18 protein-coding genes and 1 pseudogene are annotated in these 18,305 nt (G+C 39.4%); 9 read left to right on the top strand and 10 right to left on the bottom strand.

Going from position 1 to position 18,305, the window contains the following annotated elements:
• Positions 1-30 precede the first annotated feature (30 nt).
• Together LV92_RS13345 and LV92_RS13340 are read right to left on the bottom strand one after the other, a co-directional pair.
• Positions 31-906 (bottom strand): glycerophosphodiester phosphodiesterase family protein, encoded by an 876-nt coding sequence (locus tag LV92_RS13345; RefSeq protein WP_111624159.1) that lies wholly within the window; start codon positions 904-906, stop codon positions 31-33.
• A gap of 226 nt (positions 907-1,132) precedes the next feature.
• Positions 1,133-2,377 carry a type IX secretion system plug protein gene (locus LV92_RS13340; protein WP_111624158.1) on the bottom strand — a complete coding sequence of 415 codons (1,245 nt, stop codon included), beginning with the start codon at positions 2,375-2,377 and terminating at the stop codon, positions 1,133-1,135.
• 149 nt (positions 2,378-2,526) lie between these two features.
• Between LV92_RS13340 and LV92_RS13335 the strand changes: the two genes are divergently transcribed.
• From LV92_RS13335 to LV92_RS13300, 8 genes are all read left to right on the top strand, one after another.
• Positions 2,527-3,879: a Na(+)-translocating NADH-quinone reductase subunit A gene (locus LV92_RS13335; RefSeq protein WP_111624157.1), complete on the top strand. Its 1,353-nt coding sequence runs from the start codon at positions 2,527-2,529 to the stop codon at positions 3,877-3,879.
• 3 nt (positions 3,880-3,882) lie between these two features.
• Complete coding sequence (locus tag LV92_RS13330) at positions 3,883-5,151, top strand: NADH:ubiquinone reductase (Na(+)-transporting) subunit B (RefSeq protein ID WP_111624156.1); 1,269 nt, start codon at positions 3,883-3,885, stop codon at positions 5,149-5,151.
• Positions 5,152-5,153: 2 nt separating this feature from the next.
• Positions 5,154-5,906: a Na(+)-translocating NADH-quinone reductase subunit C gene (locus LV92_RS13325; protein WP_111624155.1), complete on the top strand. Its 753-nt coding sequence runs from the start codon at positions 5,154-5,156 to the stop codon at positions 5,904-5,906.
• A 3-nt stretch (positions 5,907-5,909) separates the two neighbouring features.
• A complete protein-coding gene (locus tag LV92_RS13320; protein ID WP_072863479.1) occupies positions 5,910-6,557 on the top strand; it encodes an NADH:ubiquinone reductase (Na(+)-transporting) subunit D in 648 nt (215 codons plus the stop codon).
• Between the two features lie 24 nt (positions 6,558-6,581).
• Positions 6,582-7,319, top strand: coding sequence for an NADH:ubiquinone reductase (Na(+)-transporting) subunit E (gene nqrE / locus LV92_RS13315; protein WP_111624154.1), 738 nt, complete (start codon positions 6,582-6,584; stop codon positions 7,317-7,319).
• Between the two features lie 2 nt (positions 7,320-7,321).
• Positions 7,322-8,629, top strand: coding sequence for an NADH:ubiquinone reductase (Na(+)-transporting) subunit F (nqrF, locus tag LV92_RS13310; protein WP_111624153.1), 1,308 nt, complete (start codon positions 7,322-7,324; stop codon positions 8,627-8,629).
• Between the two features lie 143 nt (positions 8,630-8,772).
• The gene (locus LV92_RS13305; RefSeq protein WP_111624152.1) at positions 8,773-9,132 is read left to right on the top strand and encodes a Na(+)-translocating NADH-quinone reductase subunit F; all 360 of its coding nucleotides are present in this window, start codon (positions 8,773-8,775) and stop codon (positions 9,130-9,132) included.
• The gene (locus tag LV92_RS13300; protein ID WP_111624151.1) at positions 9,110-10,141 is read left to right on the top strand and encodes an FAD:protein FMN transferase; all 1,032 of its coding nucleotides are present in this window, start codon (positions 9,110-9,112) and stop codon (positions 10,139-10,141) included. Before LV92_RS13305 ends, LV92_RS13300 begins: the two co-directional genes overlap by 23 nt.
• On the opposite strand, the gene LV92_RS13295 is transcribed toward LV92_RS13300, so the two are convergent.
• The 3 genes from LV92_RS13295 to gpmI form a co-directional block, all read right to left on the bottom strand.
• The gene (locus tag LV92_RS13295) at positions 10,142-10,906 is read right to left on the bottom strand and encodes a class I SAM-dependent methyltransferase (protein ID WP_111624150.1); all 765 of its coding nucleotides are present in this window, start codon (positions 10,904-10,906) and stop codon (positions 10,142-10,144) included.
• A gap of 168 nt (positions 10,907-11,074) precedes the next feature.
• Positions 11,075-11,893 (bottom strand): type I methionyl aminopeptidase, encoded by an 819-nt coding sequence (map, locus tag LV92_RS13290; protein ID WP_111624149.1) that lies wholly within the window; start codon positions 11,891-11,893, stop codon positions 11,075-11,077.
• A 77-nt stretch (positions 11,894-11,970) separates the two neighbouring features.
• A complete protein-coding gene (gene gpmI, locus LV92_RS13285; protein WP_111624148.1) occupies positions 11,971-13,488 on the bottom strand; it encodes a 2,3-bisphosphoglycerate-independent phosphoglycerate mutase in 1,518 nt (505 codons plus the stop codon).
• A gap of 226 nt (positions 13,489-13,714) precedes the next feature.
• Between gpmI and LV92_RS13280 the strand changes: the two genes are divergently transcribed.
• Positions 13,715-14,113: an ankyrin repeat domain-containing protein gene (locus LV92_RS13280; RefSeq protein WP_111624147.1), complete on the top strand. Its 399-nt coding sequence runs from the start codon at positions 13,715-13,717 to the stop codon at positions 14,111-14,113.
• A 109-nt stretch (positions 14,114-14,222) separates the two neighbouring features.
• On the opposite strand, the gene LV92_RS21800 is transcribed toward LV92_RS13280, so the two are convergent.
• The 5 genes and pseudogenes from LV92_RS21800 to LV92_RS13260 form a co-directional block, all read right to left on the bottom strand.
• Positions 14,223-14,390 carry a DUF6747 family protein gene (locus LV92_RS21800; protein WP_170126324.1) on the bottom strand — a complete coding sequence of 56 codons (168 nt, stop codon included), beginning with the start codon at positions 14,388-14,390 and terminating at the stop codon, positions 14,223-14,225.
• Positions 14,391-14,515: 125 nt separating this feature from the next.
• Entirely contained in the window at positions 14,516-15,283 is a 768-nt protein-coding gene (locus tag LV92_RS13275; RefSeq protein ID WP_111624146.1) for a M48 family metalloprotease, read from the bottom strand.
• Positions 15,284-15,323: 40 nt separating this feature from the next.
• Positions 15,324-16,058: a M15 family metallopeptidase gene (locus tag LV92_RS13270; protein WP_111624145.1), complete on the bottom strand. Its 735-nt coding sequence runs from the start codon at positions 16,056-16,058 to the stop codon at positions 15,324-15,326.
• A gap of 290 nt (positions 16,059-16,348) precedes the next feature.
• Positions 16,349-17,503, bottom strand: coding sequence for a gliding motility-associated C-terminal domain-containing protein (locus LV92_RS13265; RefSeq protein WP_245946381.1), 1,155 nt, complete (start codon positions 17,501-17,503; stop codon positions 16,349-16,351).
• Positions 17,504-17,605: 102 nt separating this feature from the next.
• Positions 17,606-18,305 (bottom strand): annotated as a pseudogene (locus tag LV92_RS13260) (hypothetical protein); the annotation flags it as partial.

The following is an 18,305-nucleotide window of genomic DNA, read 5'->3' as shown; positions in this document are numbered from 1 at the left end:
CCCTTCATAGATTTCATACCTGAGGACACCTTATCGGTGTAGGTTCTTGGATCTAAGATAGCTCAAAAGTTCTTCCGGTAAATCGGTTTGAATTACGTTGACGTACTTATGGGACAATAGGGCGTCAAAACCTGAATTCTTTTCTTGGGCTTCCATGCTATCATACGTGCCCAAAGCATTGATCCAGACCCTGTATCCAGATTTTATAAGTCGGCGCATGGTTCCATCTCTATAATAGCTCTTATCTATATGAATAATGGAAATATCCTCCAATTTCTTTATGGCCCTAATATCCTTTCTGGAATAGGCCCTTGGCATTATTTTAATGTCCTTGTTCAATTTTTGATATTGAGTGGTTTCCGGAAAATCATACAGAAAAAATAATATCTGGTTTTCCATACCGTATTTTTCTATCAAGTCAAAAGTTTGTCTTACTGCCACCTCTCCCTCCAGCTTAAAATCCACATCCAATAGCATCTTGCCCTTGGTTAATTGTAGAACCTCTTCAAAGGTTGGTATCTGCTCATCGGTAATGTCATTTCCGAACTTAAGTCTGAACTCCTTGAGCTCGGCAAGGGTAAAATCATCCACTTTTCCTGTACCATTGGTCGTTCTGTCAATAGTTTTGTCGTGCATAATTACCAGTGCGCCGTCCTTACTTTTTCTAATATCAATCTCCACGATATCTACCCCTATACGAATACTTTCACTTATGGCAGCTAAGGAATTTTCCGGGTAGTTTGGATTGGTTGCTCTGTGGGCTGCAACGAGGACCTGTTCCGGTTGGTTGTGGTAATCATTAAGGATACTATCCAGTTTGGTTTCTTGAGCTAAGGAGCTTAGGCTTAAGAAAAGAAGAAGGGTAAAAATGATTTTGTGCCAAGTTAGTTGAAGACTGCTGTTCATTATCACTTATTGATTTGGGGTTGTGTTGTAATTCCCGTAATTATTTTGGTGCAATATAATAAGACTTTTTGTTTACACGTTTAAGCAAATGTTAATATCTACTTAGTCGCTACTTTTTTGTTGAATTAAATCGTTGTGGCTAGCGTATTCCTCGGTCTCCATATCATTAATGGCTTAAGGCCACTTAAGGAAATATGGAATTTAAGGAACCCGTTTAAAGCAATAGTTAATTGGTAATGGAACGTGAATTTGCCGATCCTACCCCAATAATGCTGTCGTAGATATCACCAAAATTCCTGTAATAGACCAGGATGAGGTAGTTGTTTTCCGTAAAATGAAAATCTCCTGAAATGGTGTTCATGTCGATATCACCTTCCTTGTTTTTCATTACATACTTGTAGTTGTAAAATCCTTGTTTCATTTTTATAACCGCCTCCATATTGCCAGTAGCTTCATTATAGGTCATTTTATTTTCCTCATCAAGGGCGTAATTATTGTATTTTCCAAATACATATACATCGTTCAAGCCAATTTTTTCTGTGTAAGGCAGAGTAAAATGTATAAAGCTATATTCGGCTTCCCTGGAGCTGTCGTCTCCCTGCAAGGTTCTGACCACAAAATCGCCATTAACATCGGGATAGTAGGTATAAGGCCGATCGTACCTATAATAATCCATAAATAAGTAATGGTTGTAAAGGTCTGTAAGTTCTATCCTGGAAATGGAAGAACTTGGCGCCCTAAGGTCTTTGGTGTCAAAATTAAAATATTCATTTCCGCCAAAAAAACTGGTTTCCTTATCATATTTATACACCAGTTCGTTCCCTAATATAAATTGTGGGCTTATGTTGGTAATAGTAGTAGGCCAAAGGTGGTTTTGTATTATTGCAACTTTTACTTCCTTATTGGGGTTTACCAATTTCACTTGATTGGCGTTAATTGTAAACTGAACAACCTGTTTTTCATTTAAATATTTGAAATCCCTAGAACGTTTTACTACGCCGCCTACTGTAACCCTATCTTCATATACTATAAATCTTCTGGAAAATTGAAGCTCATTATAACTGTTGTAAATTTCCAAAACGTAATTGCCGCTAACTTTTAATCGAGTATTGTCATTGGGTATCGTAAGCTTGTAGTTGGAATAAGATTGCAGGGTCGAGTAACTGTTTTCGTAATCTACTATCCGTTCGTTGTCCATTCCGTTTAAATATTGCGATTTTAAAAGGGAAGACGGGGTCCAGTCATAATCGCAGTGTACTATCTTGTAATAATAGTCCTGTTCGTTGGCCAGAAGGTCATCAAATTCCAAATAAATGGGATTTCCTAGGCTTACGACCGGAAACTGGTCATCGGTGTCACCTTTAAAGACAATAGTTTTGATATTTGTAGGAGGGTTAATTTCCATTTGCACCTGGGCAAAAGCAAAATGGCAGGAAATGAACAGTATAAGCGCAAAAAAATTCAATCTCATTTGGTAATATTTTCACGTAAAGGTAAGCAAAAAGCAAGCCTAAATGGATAAGCGTAGTTTAATCTCTAAATTTATAAGTAATAATTATGAAAACTTTTTATTAAGTATTAAATTTGCTCGAAATTTTGATAACCTAAGGTCTACTAAATATGTCTAAAGACATCCGAATTAAAAAAGGCTTGAACATTAATCTTATTGGTGATGCGGAAAAGATTACTTCCAAAGCTGTTTTAAGTAATGTTTATGCGATTAATCTTCAGGATTTTCACGGAATTACACCTAAATTATTAGTTAAGCAAGGCGCTGAAGTAAAGGCGGGAGAACCACTTTTTTACAATAAAAATGTGGAAGACATGCTTTTTGTTTCTCCGGTTAGCGGAGAATTGATCGAGGTAGTGAGAGGTGCTAGAAGAAAAATTTTAACCTTGAAAATATTGGCGGATAAAAGCCAAGAATTTGTATCGCACACGCCTTTATCCCCTAAAAGCGCCAAAGCTGAGGAGATTAAAGCGTTGCTTTTAAAATCTGGGTGTTGGCCTTTCATTAAGCAAAGACCTTATGATATTATTGCGAACCCAAGTGCTACCCCAAAGTCCATATTCATCTCTGCTTATGTGACCAGTCCTATGGCGGCCGATTTGGATTATGCATTAAAAGGAAAAGAAAATGAAATTCAGGCAGCAATCACCATTCTAGGGAAATTAACTCCTGGAAAGGTACATGTCTCTGTAGGTAAAGGCGGTCAGTCTATTTTTTCCAAAATAGAGGGTGCTGAAATACATAATGTTTCCGGTCCACATCCAGCTGGTTTGGTAGGTACCCAGATCAATAAAATAGATCCAATCAACAAAGGCGAAGTAGTTTGGACAATTACTCCGCAGGACCTTGTTATTATTGGGGAGCTTTTGCTAACGGGCAGGTATAATCCTGAAAGGGTTGTGGCCCTGGTCGGGTCCAGCGTTAAGTCTCCTAAATATTACACTACTAAAATTGGTTCTGAAATAGCTACCTTTCTATATGCAAGTGGCGTAAATACAGAAAATTTTAGGGTGATCAATGGGGATGTACTTACAGGGTCCAAAACAAAACCTGATGGGTATTTAGGGTATTATAACAATACCGTAACCGCTATACCGGAAGGTGATGATTATGAATTCTTTGGATGGAACAAGCCGGTTTTCAATAAAATATCTTCCACTAGGGCCTTGACCTTCTCTTGGTTGCAACCCAAAAAGAAATACGATTTGGATACCAATACCAATGGTGAACACAGGGCATTTGTGGTTACTGGATTGTATGAGGAGGTTTTTCCAATGGACATCTATCCATTACAGCTTCTAAAGGCATGTATGGTTAAGGACTTGGATGAAATGGAGCAGTTGGGTCTTTATGAAGTTGCTCCCGAAGATTTTTCACTTACAGAATTTATTTGCATCTCTAAACAACCCCATCAGCAGATTATTAGGGAAGGGTTGGATTTATTATATAAAGAAATAGGATAAAAGATGAGCTTAAAAAGTAATTTACATAATCTAAAGGAGAAGTACAAGGGCAAGAAAATGGCTCCTGCATTCAATGCAATCCATACCTTTTTGTACGCTCCCAACGAAACTACACATTCTGGTTCCCATGTACGTGCAGTAGATGATTTGAAGCGTACGATGAACACGGTAATCATGGCTTTGGTGCCCGTGCTTATTTTTGGGATTTTCAATGCCGGTTATCAGCACTATGCAGCAGTTGATGCTGCCAACGGTGTTATTAGGCAAGCTTCTCTTTTTGGAAACTTCCTAACCTGGGAGAATTTCATTATGGGAGCATGGACCGTGCTGCCTTTGGTAATTGTTTCCTATGCTGTAGGACTTGCGGTAGAATTTTTGTTTGCAGTAATTAAGGGACATGAGGTTGAGGAAGGATATCTGGTGACAGGTATGTTGGTTCCCTTAATAGTCCCAATTGATACCCCCTTGTGGATGTTGGCCGTGGCCGTAGTATTTGGAGTGGTTATCGGGAAGGAAGTGTTTGGAGGTACGGGAATGAATATTTTGAACCCTGCACTTACTATTAGGGCATTTTTATTCTTTGCCTATCCTACTTGGATGAGTGGGGATAAGGTTTGGGTACATCAGGCTGTTGACTTGGCCGGTGGTCCAGACGCTATTTCTGGAGAAACCATATTAGGTTATTTGGCACAAGGCAAGGGAGCCGAAATGTCTTATTCTGTTTCAGATATGTTTTTTGGATTTATTCCTGGATCTGTTGGGGAAACCTCAACAATACTAATTTTGTTGGGCGGACTATTCTTGATCTATAGTAAGATAGCCAGTTGGAGAATCATGGTGAGTGCTGTAATAGGGGCCTTGGTTATGGGAGTTATCTTTAATGGAGTGGTCGATGCAGGTTGGATAACCGAGACAAGCAAGTTCTATGGATTAATGAGTTTTGCCTTTTGGCAACATTTGATCGTTGGTGGTTTGGCCTTTGGTATTGTGTATATGGCAACCGATCCGGTTACTGGTGCGCAGACCAATAGAGGAAAATGGTTTTATGGATTCTTTATAGGGTTTATTTCGGTATTGATCAGGGTGTTCAACCCTGCTTACCCAGAAGGCGTGTTCTTGGCCATTTTGTTGATGAACGTTTTTGCCCCAACTATTGATCACTATGTGATTAGAGGAAATATAAAAAGAAGATTGAAGCGTGCTAAGAACGCTACTATTTTGCCTAGGGACGGTGAAGGAAAAGCACAGGAATTAAAAGCAGAAACAGTATAATCATGGCAGTTAATACAGATAAAAATAGTTACACCGTTATTTTCGCCGCCGTTATGGTGGTCATTGTAGGGTCTCTTTTGGCATTCTTTGCCTCCTCCTTAAGTGAAAAGATTCAGGAGAACCAAAGATTGGAAAAACAACAGAATATTCTTTATGCCATGGGCGTAAACGAAAATGAGGACGAAGGAAGTGTAAATTTTGTTTCTACCGATAAGGTTGCCGGTGAATTTGAAAAATACATCAAGGAACAATTGGTTATTGAAGGGGATCAGATTACAAAAGACGACAACGCCTATCTAATAGATCTTCAGAAACAGGAAACTGAGGCCAAGGCAGGTAAAACAAGGAAGTTGCCATTATTTATTGGTGAAAAGGACGGATCAAAGTATTATATCATTCCTATGAGGGGCAAAGGTCTTTGGGATGCTATATGGGGATTCGTTGCCTTGGATAATAATTTGGTTGTTCAAGGGGTTTATTTTGACCATAAGGGGGAGACCCCAGGTTTGGGAGCAAATATCAAGCAAAGGTACTTCATGGACGATTTTACGGGAGAATCCATTCTAAAAGGTACGCAATATGCAGGAATTGCTGTTGCCAAGGGAAATAACGACCCAACCAATCAAATTAAGGATGACAATGAAGTTGATGCATTGGCGGGAGCTACCATTACTGGTAATGGCCTGTCCGCAATGATAAAGGAAAGCGTTAACCTATATAAGTCCTACTTGGAATCAATAAGAGCTAAAAATTAAACTATGGCACTACTTTCAAAAAAAGATACAAGTCTAATATTAGACCCACTGGCGGATAATAACCCAATTACTATTCAGGTATTGGGAATTTGTTCAGCATTGGCAATTACGGCAGAACTAAAGGCGTCCATAGTAATGGCCCTTTCGGTTATGTTCGTATTGGGCATGGGAAATGTTGTTATTTCCTTAATGCGGAACATTATACCGTCCAAAATTAGAATTATTGTACAATTGGTGGTTGTTGCCGCCCTTGTTATTATGGTGGATCAGGTTCTTAAGGCCTTTGCTTATGAATTGAGCAAAACGCTTTCTGTTTTCGTAGGGCTAATCATTACCAACTGTATCATCATGGGGCGTTTTGAAGCCTTTGCCTTGGCCAACGGACCTTGGAGGTCATTCCTTGATGGTATAGGGAATTCGGCCGGATATGGTTTAATATTGATCATTATCGGATTCTTTAGGGAACTATTGGGTTCTGGTACATTACTTGGTTTTAAAGTCTTGGGAGACCCCATAGAAAAAACCGGTTTATATGCAATTGGCTATGAGAACAACGGATTCATGTTGTTGTCTCCCATGGCCTTGATCGTTGTTGGTCTCATTATATGGGTACAACGTTCACGCAACAAAGCTTTAATAGAAGAAAACTAGTAGTCATCATAAGAATAGAATGTTATGTTAGAACATGTAGAATTATTTTTTAAATCCATATTTATAGATAATATGGTATTTGCCACGTTCTTAGGAATGTGTTCTTACCTTGCCGTTTCTAAAAAAGTGACTACTGCAGTTGGTCTTGGAGCAGCTGTGATCTTTGTATTGGCAGTAACGGTACCCCTAAACTGGTTGTTGGATCAGTATCTTTTAAGGGATGGGGCCTTAGCTTGGTTAGGACCTGAGTATGCAGATTATAACCTAAGCTTTTTATCTTTTATTCTCTTTATTGCTACCATAGCAACTATGGTACAATTGGTAGAGATCGTTGTTGAAAAATTTTCTCCTGCACTTTATAATTCGTTGGGTATATTTTTGCCGCTTATTGCGGTGAACTGTGCCATTTTGGGAGGTTCGTTATTTATGCAGTCCAGAGATATTCAAACACTTGGATTGGCCTTTAACTATGGACTTAGTTCTGGAATTGGCTGGTTTTTGGCTATTTTGGCTATTGCTGCCATACGTGAGAAAATTAGATATTCCAATGTTCCACCACCACTTAGAGGTCTTGGGATAACTTTTATAATCACCGGACTTATGGCTATAGGATTTATGAGTTTTGGAGGTATGTTGACAGGTGGTGATGAAGCTCCAAAAGAAGTAGAGCAGAATACTGCCCAAAAGGTGGAGGAAGATAAAATAATTAAGGAAACCAAAGAAAATACGGTTTCTTATAACAACGCTGTAATAAACGAGTAAAAATGATCTTAGCTACAAGTACAATTGGAACAATACTGATAACCGTAGTTGCTTTTTTAATACTACTGTTATTGTTGGTGGCACTCTTACTGTTTACCAAGGAAAAATTATCCCCATCAGGGCCGGTAACTATAACCATTAACGGTGAAAAGAAAATTGAAGTAGGTTCGGGGGGGTCCTTATTGTCTACTTTGGGAAACCAAAAAATATTTCTTCCTTCTGCCTGTGGAGGTGGGGGAACATGTATTCAGTGTGAATGTCATGTGCTTTCAGGTGGGGGAGAAGCACTTCCTACAGAAACACCACATTTTTCCAAAAAAGAATTGAACCATGGCGCTCGTTTGGCCTGCCAGGTGAAGGTGAAACAGGATATGGAAATCACTATTCCTGAGGAAGTTTTCGGAATTAAAAAATGGCAGGGAACCGTTGTACGTAATTACAACGTGGCTTCATTTATTAAGGAATTTGTAGTTGAAATTCCTGAAGATATGGGGTATAAGGCCGGTGGATATATACAGATCGAGATTCCTCCCTGTGAGGTGAAATTCTCTGAAATGGATATCACTGCGCATCCTGAAGAACACGAAACCCCTGATAAGTTTCAAGCAGAATGGGATAAGTTTAACCTATGGCCGTTGGTTATGAAGAACCCTGAGACTGTGGAAAGAGCCTATTCTATGGCCTCTTATCCTGCTGAAGGAAGGGAGATTATGTTGAACGTTCGTATTGCTACTCCGCCTTGGGATAGATCCAAAAATGGATGGATGGAAGTTAATCCTGGAATTGCATCTTCCTTTATCTTCAATTTGAAAAAAGGAGACCCAGTTACCATTTCTGGACCTTACGGTGAGTTCTTTATCAACGAATCGGATTCTGAGATGTTATATGTTGGTGGTGGTGCAGGAATGGCTCCAATGCGTTCACATTTATATCACTTGTTCAACACTTTGAAGACCAAAAGAAAAGTTACCTATTGGTATGGTGGTAGATCTAAACGTGAATTGTTTTATTTGGATCATTTTTACAGACTTGAAAAAGAATTCCCAAACTTCAAATTCTATTTGGCACTATCTGAGCCCTTACCAGAGGATAACTGGAAAGTGAAGGAGAATATTGATGCACCGGGTGACGGTTTCGTAGGATTTATACACAACTGTGTAATTGAAAATTATTTGAACCATCACGAATCACCGGAAGATATAGAACTATACTTTTGTGGACCGCCATTGATGAACAAGGCAGTTCAAAAAATGGGAGAAGATTTCGGTATCCCTGATGAACATATTAGATTTGATGATTTTGGAGGTTAATTTATAACCTTCTGGATTTCCAAGACCTTGATGGTCTAATTATAGACCTGTCAGGTTTTCAAAACTTGACAGGTCTTTTTTTGTTAACATTGTTATGGGAATGCCAAGATTTATTTTTGGCTTAGGAATTTAAAGTTTAGATGATGAGTACGCCTTTAACGGAACAGGAATTGCACAATTTGGCCATGAATATTGTAGGGAAACAATTGGAAGCCGAGGGATTCGAATTTATGGGGGTTAATAGTAAACCCAAAAGAAATCCTCAATTTGTTTGTCTTAAGGAGAAAAAATTATTTTTTATTGTGGTGCGCTATGTTCTGCATCCGCAGGATCCAAGGGAATACGATATGCCCCTAATGCAGAAAATTAAAGATCATGCCATTACCCAAAACGGGGAGGCCTATTATGCCGGTGTTGGTCTGTACAATGCAGAGGATAGAAATCTACCGGTTTATCTTAATGAAGCTTATATATTGGAGTATGATGGACTTATTAAAATATAGTGGCATCCGTTTAGGGTTAATTTTTTTAATTCTTTTTCTTGCTGGATGTGGGACAAATGAGTCAAAATGGGTAAAGAATGTAAGTTCTGGGTCAGCCTTGGGAACTTCCTATAACATTACTTATTTGGCTACGATGGAATTGAATTTTGAAAGTGAAATTGATTCCCTTTTTCAAGTTTTAAACCAGTCTATGTCTACTTACATCCCTACATCCGATATCTCAAAAATAAATGCGGGGGATTCTACTATTGTTGTAGACGGAATGTTTAGGGAGGTATTTGAACTTTCAGGTAAGATTTTTGAAGCTACGGATGGTTATTTTGATCCTACCGTTGGCGTTTTGGTTAACGCCTGGGGTTTCGGACCGGGAACAGAGTTGAAAATGGATAGTATTAAGGTAGATAGCCTTTTGGATTACGTGGGGTTTAACAAGGTGGCCATTAATTCGGATAATAAAATCAAAAAGGCGGATCCGGCCATATATTTCGATTTTAATGCCATAGCAAAAGGATATGCTGTAGATCGTCTGGCAGTTTTGTTGAGGGATAAAGGTATTACCGATTTTTTAATTGAAGTAGGGGGGGAGCTGGTGGCTCAAGGAGAAAACAGGATTAAGGAGAAAAGATGGGTAGTGGCCATTGATGATCCAATGATGGAGGAAAGCAGAACTTACAAGAGAACCTTGTATATGAAAGACATAGCAATGGCATCCTCAGGGAATTATAGAAAATATAAAATTGATGCCGAAACTGGTGCCAAGTATGTCCATACTATAGATCCTAAAACTGGTTATACCAGGAATTCAAATATCTTGGCGGCTAGTGTTATGGCAAATGATTGTGCCACTGCTGACGCTTTTGCCACTTCTTTTATGGCCATGGATTTGGCAAAAACAAAGACAATATTGGCCGAACATAAAGAATTGGAGGGCTATATTATTTATTTGGATCCTGAGGGGAATGTTTTGGAATATATGACGGACGGATTCAAGGAGAATATCCTGGAGTAGTTATTTGGAAACCAAGGGAATTATCTCTCCTTTTGCCAAACGATAATTGTCCACTTCGGTATCGGATAGCTTTTTGGTGTAATCCACTTCTTCTACCTTAAAGCCCATATATCTTAGCTTTGCAAAATAATCCCGTCCATAAATACGGACATGGTCGTACTGTCCAAATATTTTTGCCCTTTCCTTTTTGTCTGTAATACTATTATCCTCGTAGGTATCGGCCCTGTTAAGGTCTTGTGGGATTTGAAAAACGCCCCATCCTCCAGGTTTTAGTACCCTGTACAATTCTTGCATCGCCTTGGTATCGTCGGGAATGTGTTCCAGAACATGGTTGCAAAATATGACATCAAAGGAATTTTCAGTGAAAGGCAGGTTGCATATATCCGCTTTTACATCCGCTAGGGGCGAATTAAGATCGGTAGTGGTATAGTCCAGGTTTTTCTGGTTTCTAAACCTTTTGTAAAAGGCCTGTTCAGGAGCAAAATGTAAGACCTTGAGGTTGTCCGTAAAAAAATTGGTCTCATTCTTTAAATAAAGCCACAATAATCGGTGCCGCTCCAAGGATAGGGTAGAGGGTGATAACACATTTTCCCTAGGATGTTCGTAACCATAAGGGAGAAAACTTTTGAATTTTTTTCCATCTATGGGGTCGGTGAAACGATCGCCCCGCATGCTAAGTGCCATAATGGGACGCACCCAATAACTTAGTTTAATAAGAATTGGCCTGGGGATGGTATTTAAGATGTATTTAAATAATTTTTTCAAAGTGCTTTACTGGATTGACCATAGAAATAAAGGAAATTCACCAAGAGTTCTCAAGACGTAATTGTTAATGCTTTATAAGTATGTGGTGCGGTTGCAAACTTTGATCTAGAAAGTTGGAAAAGCAATAAACCACTAAACAGGATCCAAGTAAGATAAACTATCTTAATGCTATAGTACCAATGCTTTTTGGCGAAACTCCGCTTCCTCGTCACTTTCTATCCCCAATGCCTCATAAACATAGGCAAAGGTTGACAATATTTCGGGCTTCCCATCTATGATGGCAACATCATGCTCAAAATGTGCGCTAGGTTTATTATCTGCCGTTAGAATGGTCCAACCATCCTTTAATTGTTTTATTCTCCTGGTTCCTAGATTAATCATGGGCTCTATGGCCACTACCATACCTTCCACAAATTTCTTGCCCCGTCCACGCTTACCATAGTTGGGCATTTCTGGGTCTTCGTGCATTTCCCTTCCCAATCCGTGACCGACCAACTCCCTTACCACGCCATAACCTTGGCTTTCGGTATATTGTTGAATGGCATAGCCAACGTCTCCAACACGGTTACCCACTTTAAATTCACGAATCCCAACATATAGGGATTCTTTGGTGACCTGTAACAGTTTTTTAGTTTCGGCATCAACTTCCCCCACCTCAAAGGTGTAGGCGTGATCCCCATGAAATCCGTTTTTAAAGGCTCCACAATCTATAGAGATAATATCACCTTCAACCAAAGGAGTGTTGTTGGGAATTCCATGCACCACTTGGGCATTGGGACTCATGCACAAGGAATTCGGAAAATCGTACAATCCCAAGAAGCCAGGAACTGCGCCGTGATCCCTTATGAATGTTTCGGCCATGCCGTCCAACTGCAGGGTGGTAACCCCAGGCTTTACTTCACTGGCCAACATTCCCAAGGTTTTGCTCACGATCAATGCACTTTCGCGCATTAATTCTATCTCTTCTAAAGTCTTGATCTTAATCATAGAATGCAAAGGTAAAACAATACTTTTAAAACTGCACGTTTGCAGGTATTTGCAAATTCATTGAAAGGTGAAAACAGCTATACCAGGGGTTTTCTTGTCATTAAGGCTGGTTGCGGAACACCCATTAGCTTTAGAATGGTTGGTGCAATATCACCTAAAACACCATCTTTTATACTCTTCAATTCCTTATCTACCAAAATCAAGGGGACTGGATTTGTAGTATGTGCCGTATTTGGGCTACCATCTGGATTTATCATGGTCTCGCAATTCCCGTGGTCGGCAATGACCAAAGTAGTATATCCATTTTCCAGAGCTGTGTTAATAACGGACTCCGCACAACTATCCACAGTTTCACAAGCCTTTATTGCAGCTTGCATATCTCCGGTATGGCCTACCATATCAGGGTTGGCAAAATTAAGGCATACAAAATCTACTTCTCCTTTTTTTAATTCTGGAATTATGGCATCCCTTATCTCGTAGGCGCTCATCTCCGGTTTCAAATCATAGGTAGCTACCTTGGGTGACGGACATAGAATTCGTTCTTCCCCCTCAAAAGGAATTTCCCGTCCACCGTTAAAGAAGAAGGTAACATGTGGATATTTTTCGGTCTCCGCAATCCTAATTTGTTTTTTATGGGCTTTGGCCAAGGTTTCTCCCAAGGTTTCTCTAATATTATCCTTATCATAAACCACCTTCACTCCCTTGTACGAATCATCGTAGTTGGTCATGGTTACATAATAGAGGTCCAATTTGTGCATGTTGAGTTCGTGCATATCTTCCTGACTTAGCACTTGGGTAAGCTCTCTCCCTCGGTCTGTCCTAAAATTGAAAAAGATAACGACATCACCATTTTTAATTAGGGATAAAGGGGCTCCTTGCTCATCAGTAACCAATAAAGGTTTTAGGAATTCATCCGTAATACCGGATTCGTAGCTGGTCAATATGGCTTCTTCAACATTGTTTGTTTTTTGGCCCTCGCCATTCACCAATAGGTCATAGGCCAATTTTACCCTTTCCCATCTTTTATCCCTGTCCATGGCATAGTACCGGCCAATAACACTGGCCAGCTTTGCATTCTTATCGGAACAATAATTATTTAATGCTTCTACATATCCTATTCCACTTTTAGGGTCTACATCCCTTCCATCGGTAAAGGCATGGATATAAGTGTTTTTAAGGCCGTAGCTTTCACTGGCGTCAATAAGTCCTCTTAGGTGTGAGGTGTGGCTATGTACGCCCCCGTCACTTAACAATCCCAAAAAATGGACTGGTTTGTTATTATTTTTGGCATATAGCAGTGCATCTTTTAGCACCTGCTCATCTTTTAAGGTATCCTGATCAATGGCCAGGTTTATTTTTGCCAAATCTTGGTATACTATTCGGCCGGCCCCAAGGTTCATATGGCCTACCTCACTATTGCCCATTTGTCCTTCCGGTAAACCTACATTCATTCCATCGGTCAATAGATTGGAATTGGCATATTTGGTATAAAGTGAGTCTATAAAAGGCGTGTTGGCATTTTCTATGGCGGAGACCTTGGGGTCTGGGGACTTGCCCCATCCATCCAAGATCATCAAAATTACTTTCTTGTTCATGTTATGTTTGTTGTTAGTGTCAAAAATAAAACTATTGTATATGGATTGCTAGAATTTGGGACAGCTTTTTCGAAAATTTTAAATCCCTCGAAGGATTTTATGTAGGTGATGCGCCGTAAGACGGCTTTTTGTTAAAATTTTGTTATTTAAGGGAGAAAAGTGAAACAAATTTAACGGAATAGAGTCTGTTAGGGTAATCAATAATCACTAATTAATCTTATTCATCATGAGAAAAACAATTTTAACAGTCGCCATGGCATTATTGTTTATGGTTGCAGGCGTTCGTGCCGAGAGTAGTAATAACATTTACACCCCAAATGAATCGGTATTTATGGTTAAACCAGGAGATTTAAGCTCCTTCTGCAAGGCTATTGTAGAAGGGGATTTGGAAACCGTAAAGCGACTAATTGAGTTAGGGGAAGATGTTAATCAAAAATCTTTGGGAAAAACACCTGCCATTTTTGCTGCACGTTACAACAAAGTTGAAATTTTGGAGCTCCTTATCGCTAACGGTGCCGATCTTAAAATTAGGTGCGATAAAGGTTACAACGCGAAAAAACATGCGGAACTATCCAATGCCACCGAGGCCCTGGAAGTAATCAACGCCAGTCTACAGAAGAAGTAATTGTTGCGATTGCATTTTTAAAAAAAACCTATCGAAAATTTTCGATAGGTTTTTTTTATTGCTTCAATTTGCTTTTATAGTGTTCAGGTAAAAGAGCAAATCCAATTTTCTAGAATTCAAATCCAGTAAAGGCCCTAAATAAAAATGCATAAAGTGCCATGGATAACATTGCCACACAGAAAACAGAGTAGATCTTTAAAAATACTACCACATATTCTGGTTTACAATTTTCGAATGCCGCTAAATAAATGTTCTTAAAATGTAATAAAGTTCCCATATAGTCTCATTTAAATGATTGTAAATCAAAGCTATAAGGGTTAAATTTGTGTGGGTAATAAGATTTGGTTCTGGTGCAATATACTAATAATACCTTTAAATACTAATCTACTAAAAGAAAAATGGTTATTGTTGGCCCTTAAATCGGTCAATGGCTTCTTTTATCCGTTCAATGCGATTATCGGGGTCCGGATGTGTACTCTGAAATTCTGGAACTCTATTTGGCCCGCCTGCGGCCTTTAATATTTCCATCACTTTTATCATTTCATAGGGGTCGTAACCGGATTGTATCATAAAAAGCACTCCTAATTCATCGCTTTCCAATTCATCGTCCCGACCGTTGGTCAATAAGGTATTTTGGCCAATGCTATTGACAATTCCGCCAGCATCTGCACCGACTGAAGCTCCCATGCTTATCGTCTGCCAAAAGTTGCTGTCTGCAATCCTCTCCGCGGAGTGTCTTCCAATTACATGTCCAATCTCATGTCCCAATACTCCTGCCAGCTGCGCTTCGTTCAATTGTGAGAAGAGGGCATAGGTTACAAATACCGGCCCACCTGGCAGAGCAAAGGCGTTGATGGTCTGCTCATCTGCCAATAAATGAAAGTCATATTTATATGGTGTTTCCCTAGCAATGCTGTTATTCACCAATTTATTGCCCAACTGATCAACAAAAGACTGTAATCGTTCATCAGGATATAGGCCGCCGTATTGCTGGGCCACTTCAGGAGCACTTTGCAGGCCAATGGCCACTTCTTGCTCCGTACTCATATTAATGTTCTGGACCCTGCCGGTATAGGGGTTTTCCTCCTTGTTATTGCAGCGCTGTACAAAAGCAAAGGCTACAATTGCCAAGCCTATGAATATCCTAATTTTCCAACTACCTCTTCTCATCTGTATTTTTATGGCATAGTTATGAAATTACAAAAACTAATTATAGGAGGTCTGGATTTATATCTAAAATATTGTTCTGAATATAGCTTTTTAGAAATCCTGAAGTGAAGTTTTCCTTCCCAATGATGTCTTCCTCCAACAGAAGTTTAAAAATATTCTTTCGTCTAAAGGTCTTTAGCATGGGAATGGAAATAGGAGCATAACTATAATGCCATGGTTCGTATTTAAATCCCTTTCTTTTGGGATTGTCGGTATATACCAAATAGAAACCATATTTGTTGGCATTGTCGTCCATCCATTTTTTTAAAAGGGCGAAAGGACCACCTTCTTCAAATTTTTCTGGTACCAAAACATCTCCTGTGGTTTTTGGATAGCCGTCAATTATGTCTATATCGGTTCCCCAATGATGTCTGCTGGTGCCAGGGATAGTAGAATATTCTATAATTTTTTCAATGGCACCCAATTTGGTCATCCCTTTTTCTTCGGTATACTGTAAATATTTACGTTCCCAAATACCTTCCTGACGATAAAAATTACGATAGCTGGATACAATTTTTAGATCCATTCCCTCACTATAGGCTGCCCTTTTCATCTCTACAAAGGCGTCATGGGCTTCTTTTCTTAGGTTTATATCCTTGCCAAAAAGTTCAATATCCACTTTGCCCATTAATTCGGCTACGGAATATTCTGTTTCCTGGGATAGAGTAAGGCCCGGTACTAGTGAAAGGGCGAGACCGGTATAGCTACTTTTTTTTATAAAAGATCTTCTTTGCATAGGGTACTAATTATTTATTTATAGGCAATCCAATATATCCAATTACCCCAAAAATACTGCCACGTTTTACATTGTATGGGTATTTATCCAAATAACATGGGACATATGAATAAAATTTAAACTATAAAGTTACTTAATTTCTATAAGAATTGGTTCCGCTCTGAGAGGAATTACTGTTAAGGATAGAGGGTAGTAGGGTGGTAAGTTTCCTAGAGCAAGTATAAAATGCTGTTGTATGAACCACAGTTAAAGTAGGTAACAAATAAAAGGATGGAAGTGTATGATTTAAATTAGTTCTGCGAATTTTGGGATAGGTACAAATAGCCCTGATGTTTTAATTTAATATCGTTTAGGGTTATAATGTAAAAATACACTCCAGAGGACAGACCTATATCTCCCTTGACCAACATGTTTCTGTTGGAGATACCTTCAAATTCATCCCTATAGTTTTCTTTGTAGTATACCAACACACCGTATCTATTAAAGATTTGAAGTAGATTGTTGGGAGATTGCTCTATACCATCAATTACAAGATAATCGTTGGTGCCATCGCCATTCGGCGTTAAAAAATAATTGCCCAATTCTATAGTGGTTAGGCTTTCATTTAGATCAAGGGCCCCACCGATTGTAATTATCTCGTAATCATTGGGAACAAAGGTATCCGAACTTAATGTTCCAAAGGAAAATTCCCCTTCCAATGCGGAATTCCCTAGGTTGACCCATTTCTGTTGACTTTTACTCCAGCCTACTACTATTAGGTCACTAATATACTCCCCAAGATTACCAATATTGCTCCTTTCATCCCAGCTGAGAGTAACTGTGCTAGGTGAGTCCCCCTCTAAACGCCAAAATTCCTGGTTGCTTACGGCGGCCACATTAAAGTCCTTTGCGCCCGTATTGAAATTTTCATTGAAACTAGTTTGGTTATCCGGGGCTACAAAGAAATAGGCACATTTGGCCAGTACGTTAATGCTTTCTGAACTTATGGTCAAAGGCCTCATACGGTCACCGTCCCCAATGGGAAAGGTAAAGGTATCCTTATTTGTAATAGCCCCATAACCATCAATTTTGGTATTGTTTCCCTCGCCGACATAAAATGAATCATCAGAAAAGTTAAGGAAAACATTGGAGCGATTCCTGGGCGTAAATACGTTGCCCTGTATAAAGTTGAAATTATTCCGTATCCCCACGCTTGTTTCCAGATAAAGTCCGTCATTTACAGCTACCTCGGAATCATAAAAAACAGGGGTAAAGGCCCCGGAAATGGTCAAGGGGTTGTTGTCGTTATAAAAACCTACCAATCCTAAATTTTCATCAAAGGTGCCATCGTTAATGACATCCATATGGAAACCTACCATAGCAGTTTCATGGATCTGAATATTACCATAATTATGTACAGCGTCCTGCGCATGCATTTGCAATACAGCTCCGAATATGGAGTACATAATTATGTGTTTAATAATATTCATATTTAGAAAAATGCTTTCTGTTCGAATTTTAATTTAGTTTACCCAATAAGTTTAACTTCTTGTAAATATTGTTGTGTCCTAATCTTTGCTAATTTGTTGCCAATTGGTGCCGTCATATTGGAACCAGTAGGTTTGTTTATCATCCAGTTTATTTGTACTCTTTCCGTCTTCATCAATATAATCTATATTGGTTGTATTTTTATCCGCCTTATCCATAACTTTTACAACATAGACCTGTCCAAGTTTTGAGGATGCAGTGGAAGGGAATGAAATTACATCGTTATCACCATATACAATTAAAGTAAAATCATTGGCTCCTAAGGTGGTGCTTGTACTGGTACTTCTGATTCCTCGAGTAAGGGAACCACCTTGTACGTCTTGTCCAGCCGCACCCGTGGCTCCAGTTGCCCCGGTTGCTCCAGTGTCACCCTTGGCACCAGTTGCGCCAGTGTCGCCCTTGGCACCGGTGGCACCAGTGGCTCCGGTTGCACCTGTCGCACCAGTTGCTCCTTGAATACCTTGAGCTCCGGTTGCACCTGTCGCACCAGTATCACCCTTGATTCCTTTACAATCAAGGGTATTAAAATTACCGTCCCCATTTATATCTTCACTCGGATCATTTATTCGATTACCATTCGTATCCCAACAATGAATTCCAGCACTGCCTGGGTCACCGTTTGCACCCTTGTCACCAGTTGCTCCTTTGTCACCAGTGGTTCCGGTAGCACCAGTATCCCCTGTTAAACCTTTGTCACCGGTCTGACCTTTATCACCAGTT

The organism is Arenibacter echinorum (assembly GCF_003259375.1).
In the GTDB taxonomy this organism is placed as follows: domain Bacteria; phylum Bacteroidota; class Bacteroidia; order Flavobacteriales; family Flavobacteriaceae; genus Arenibacter; species Arenibacter echinorum.
This window is presented reverse-complemented; position numbering and strand designations above follow the sequence as displayed.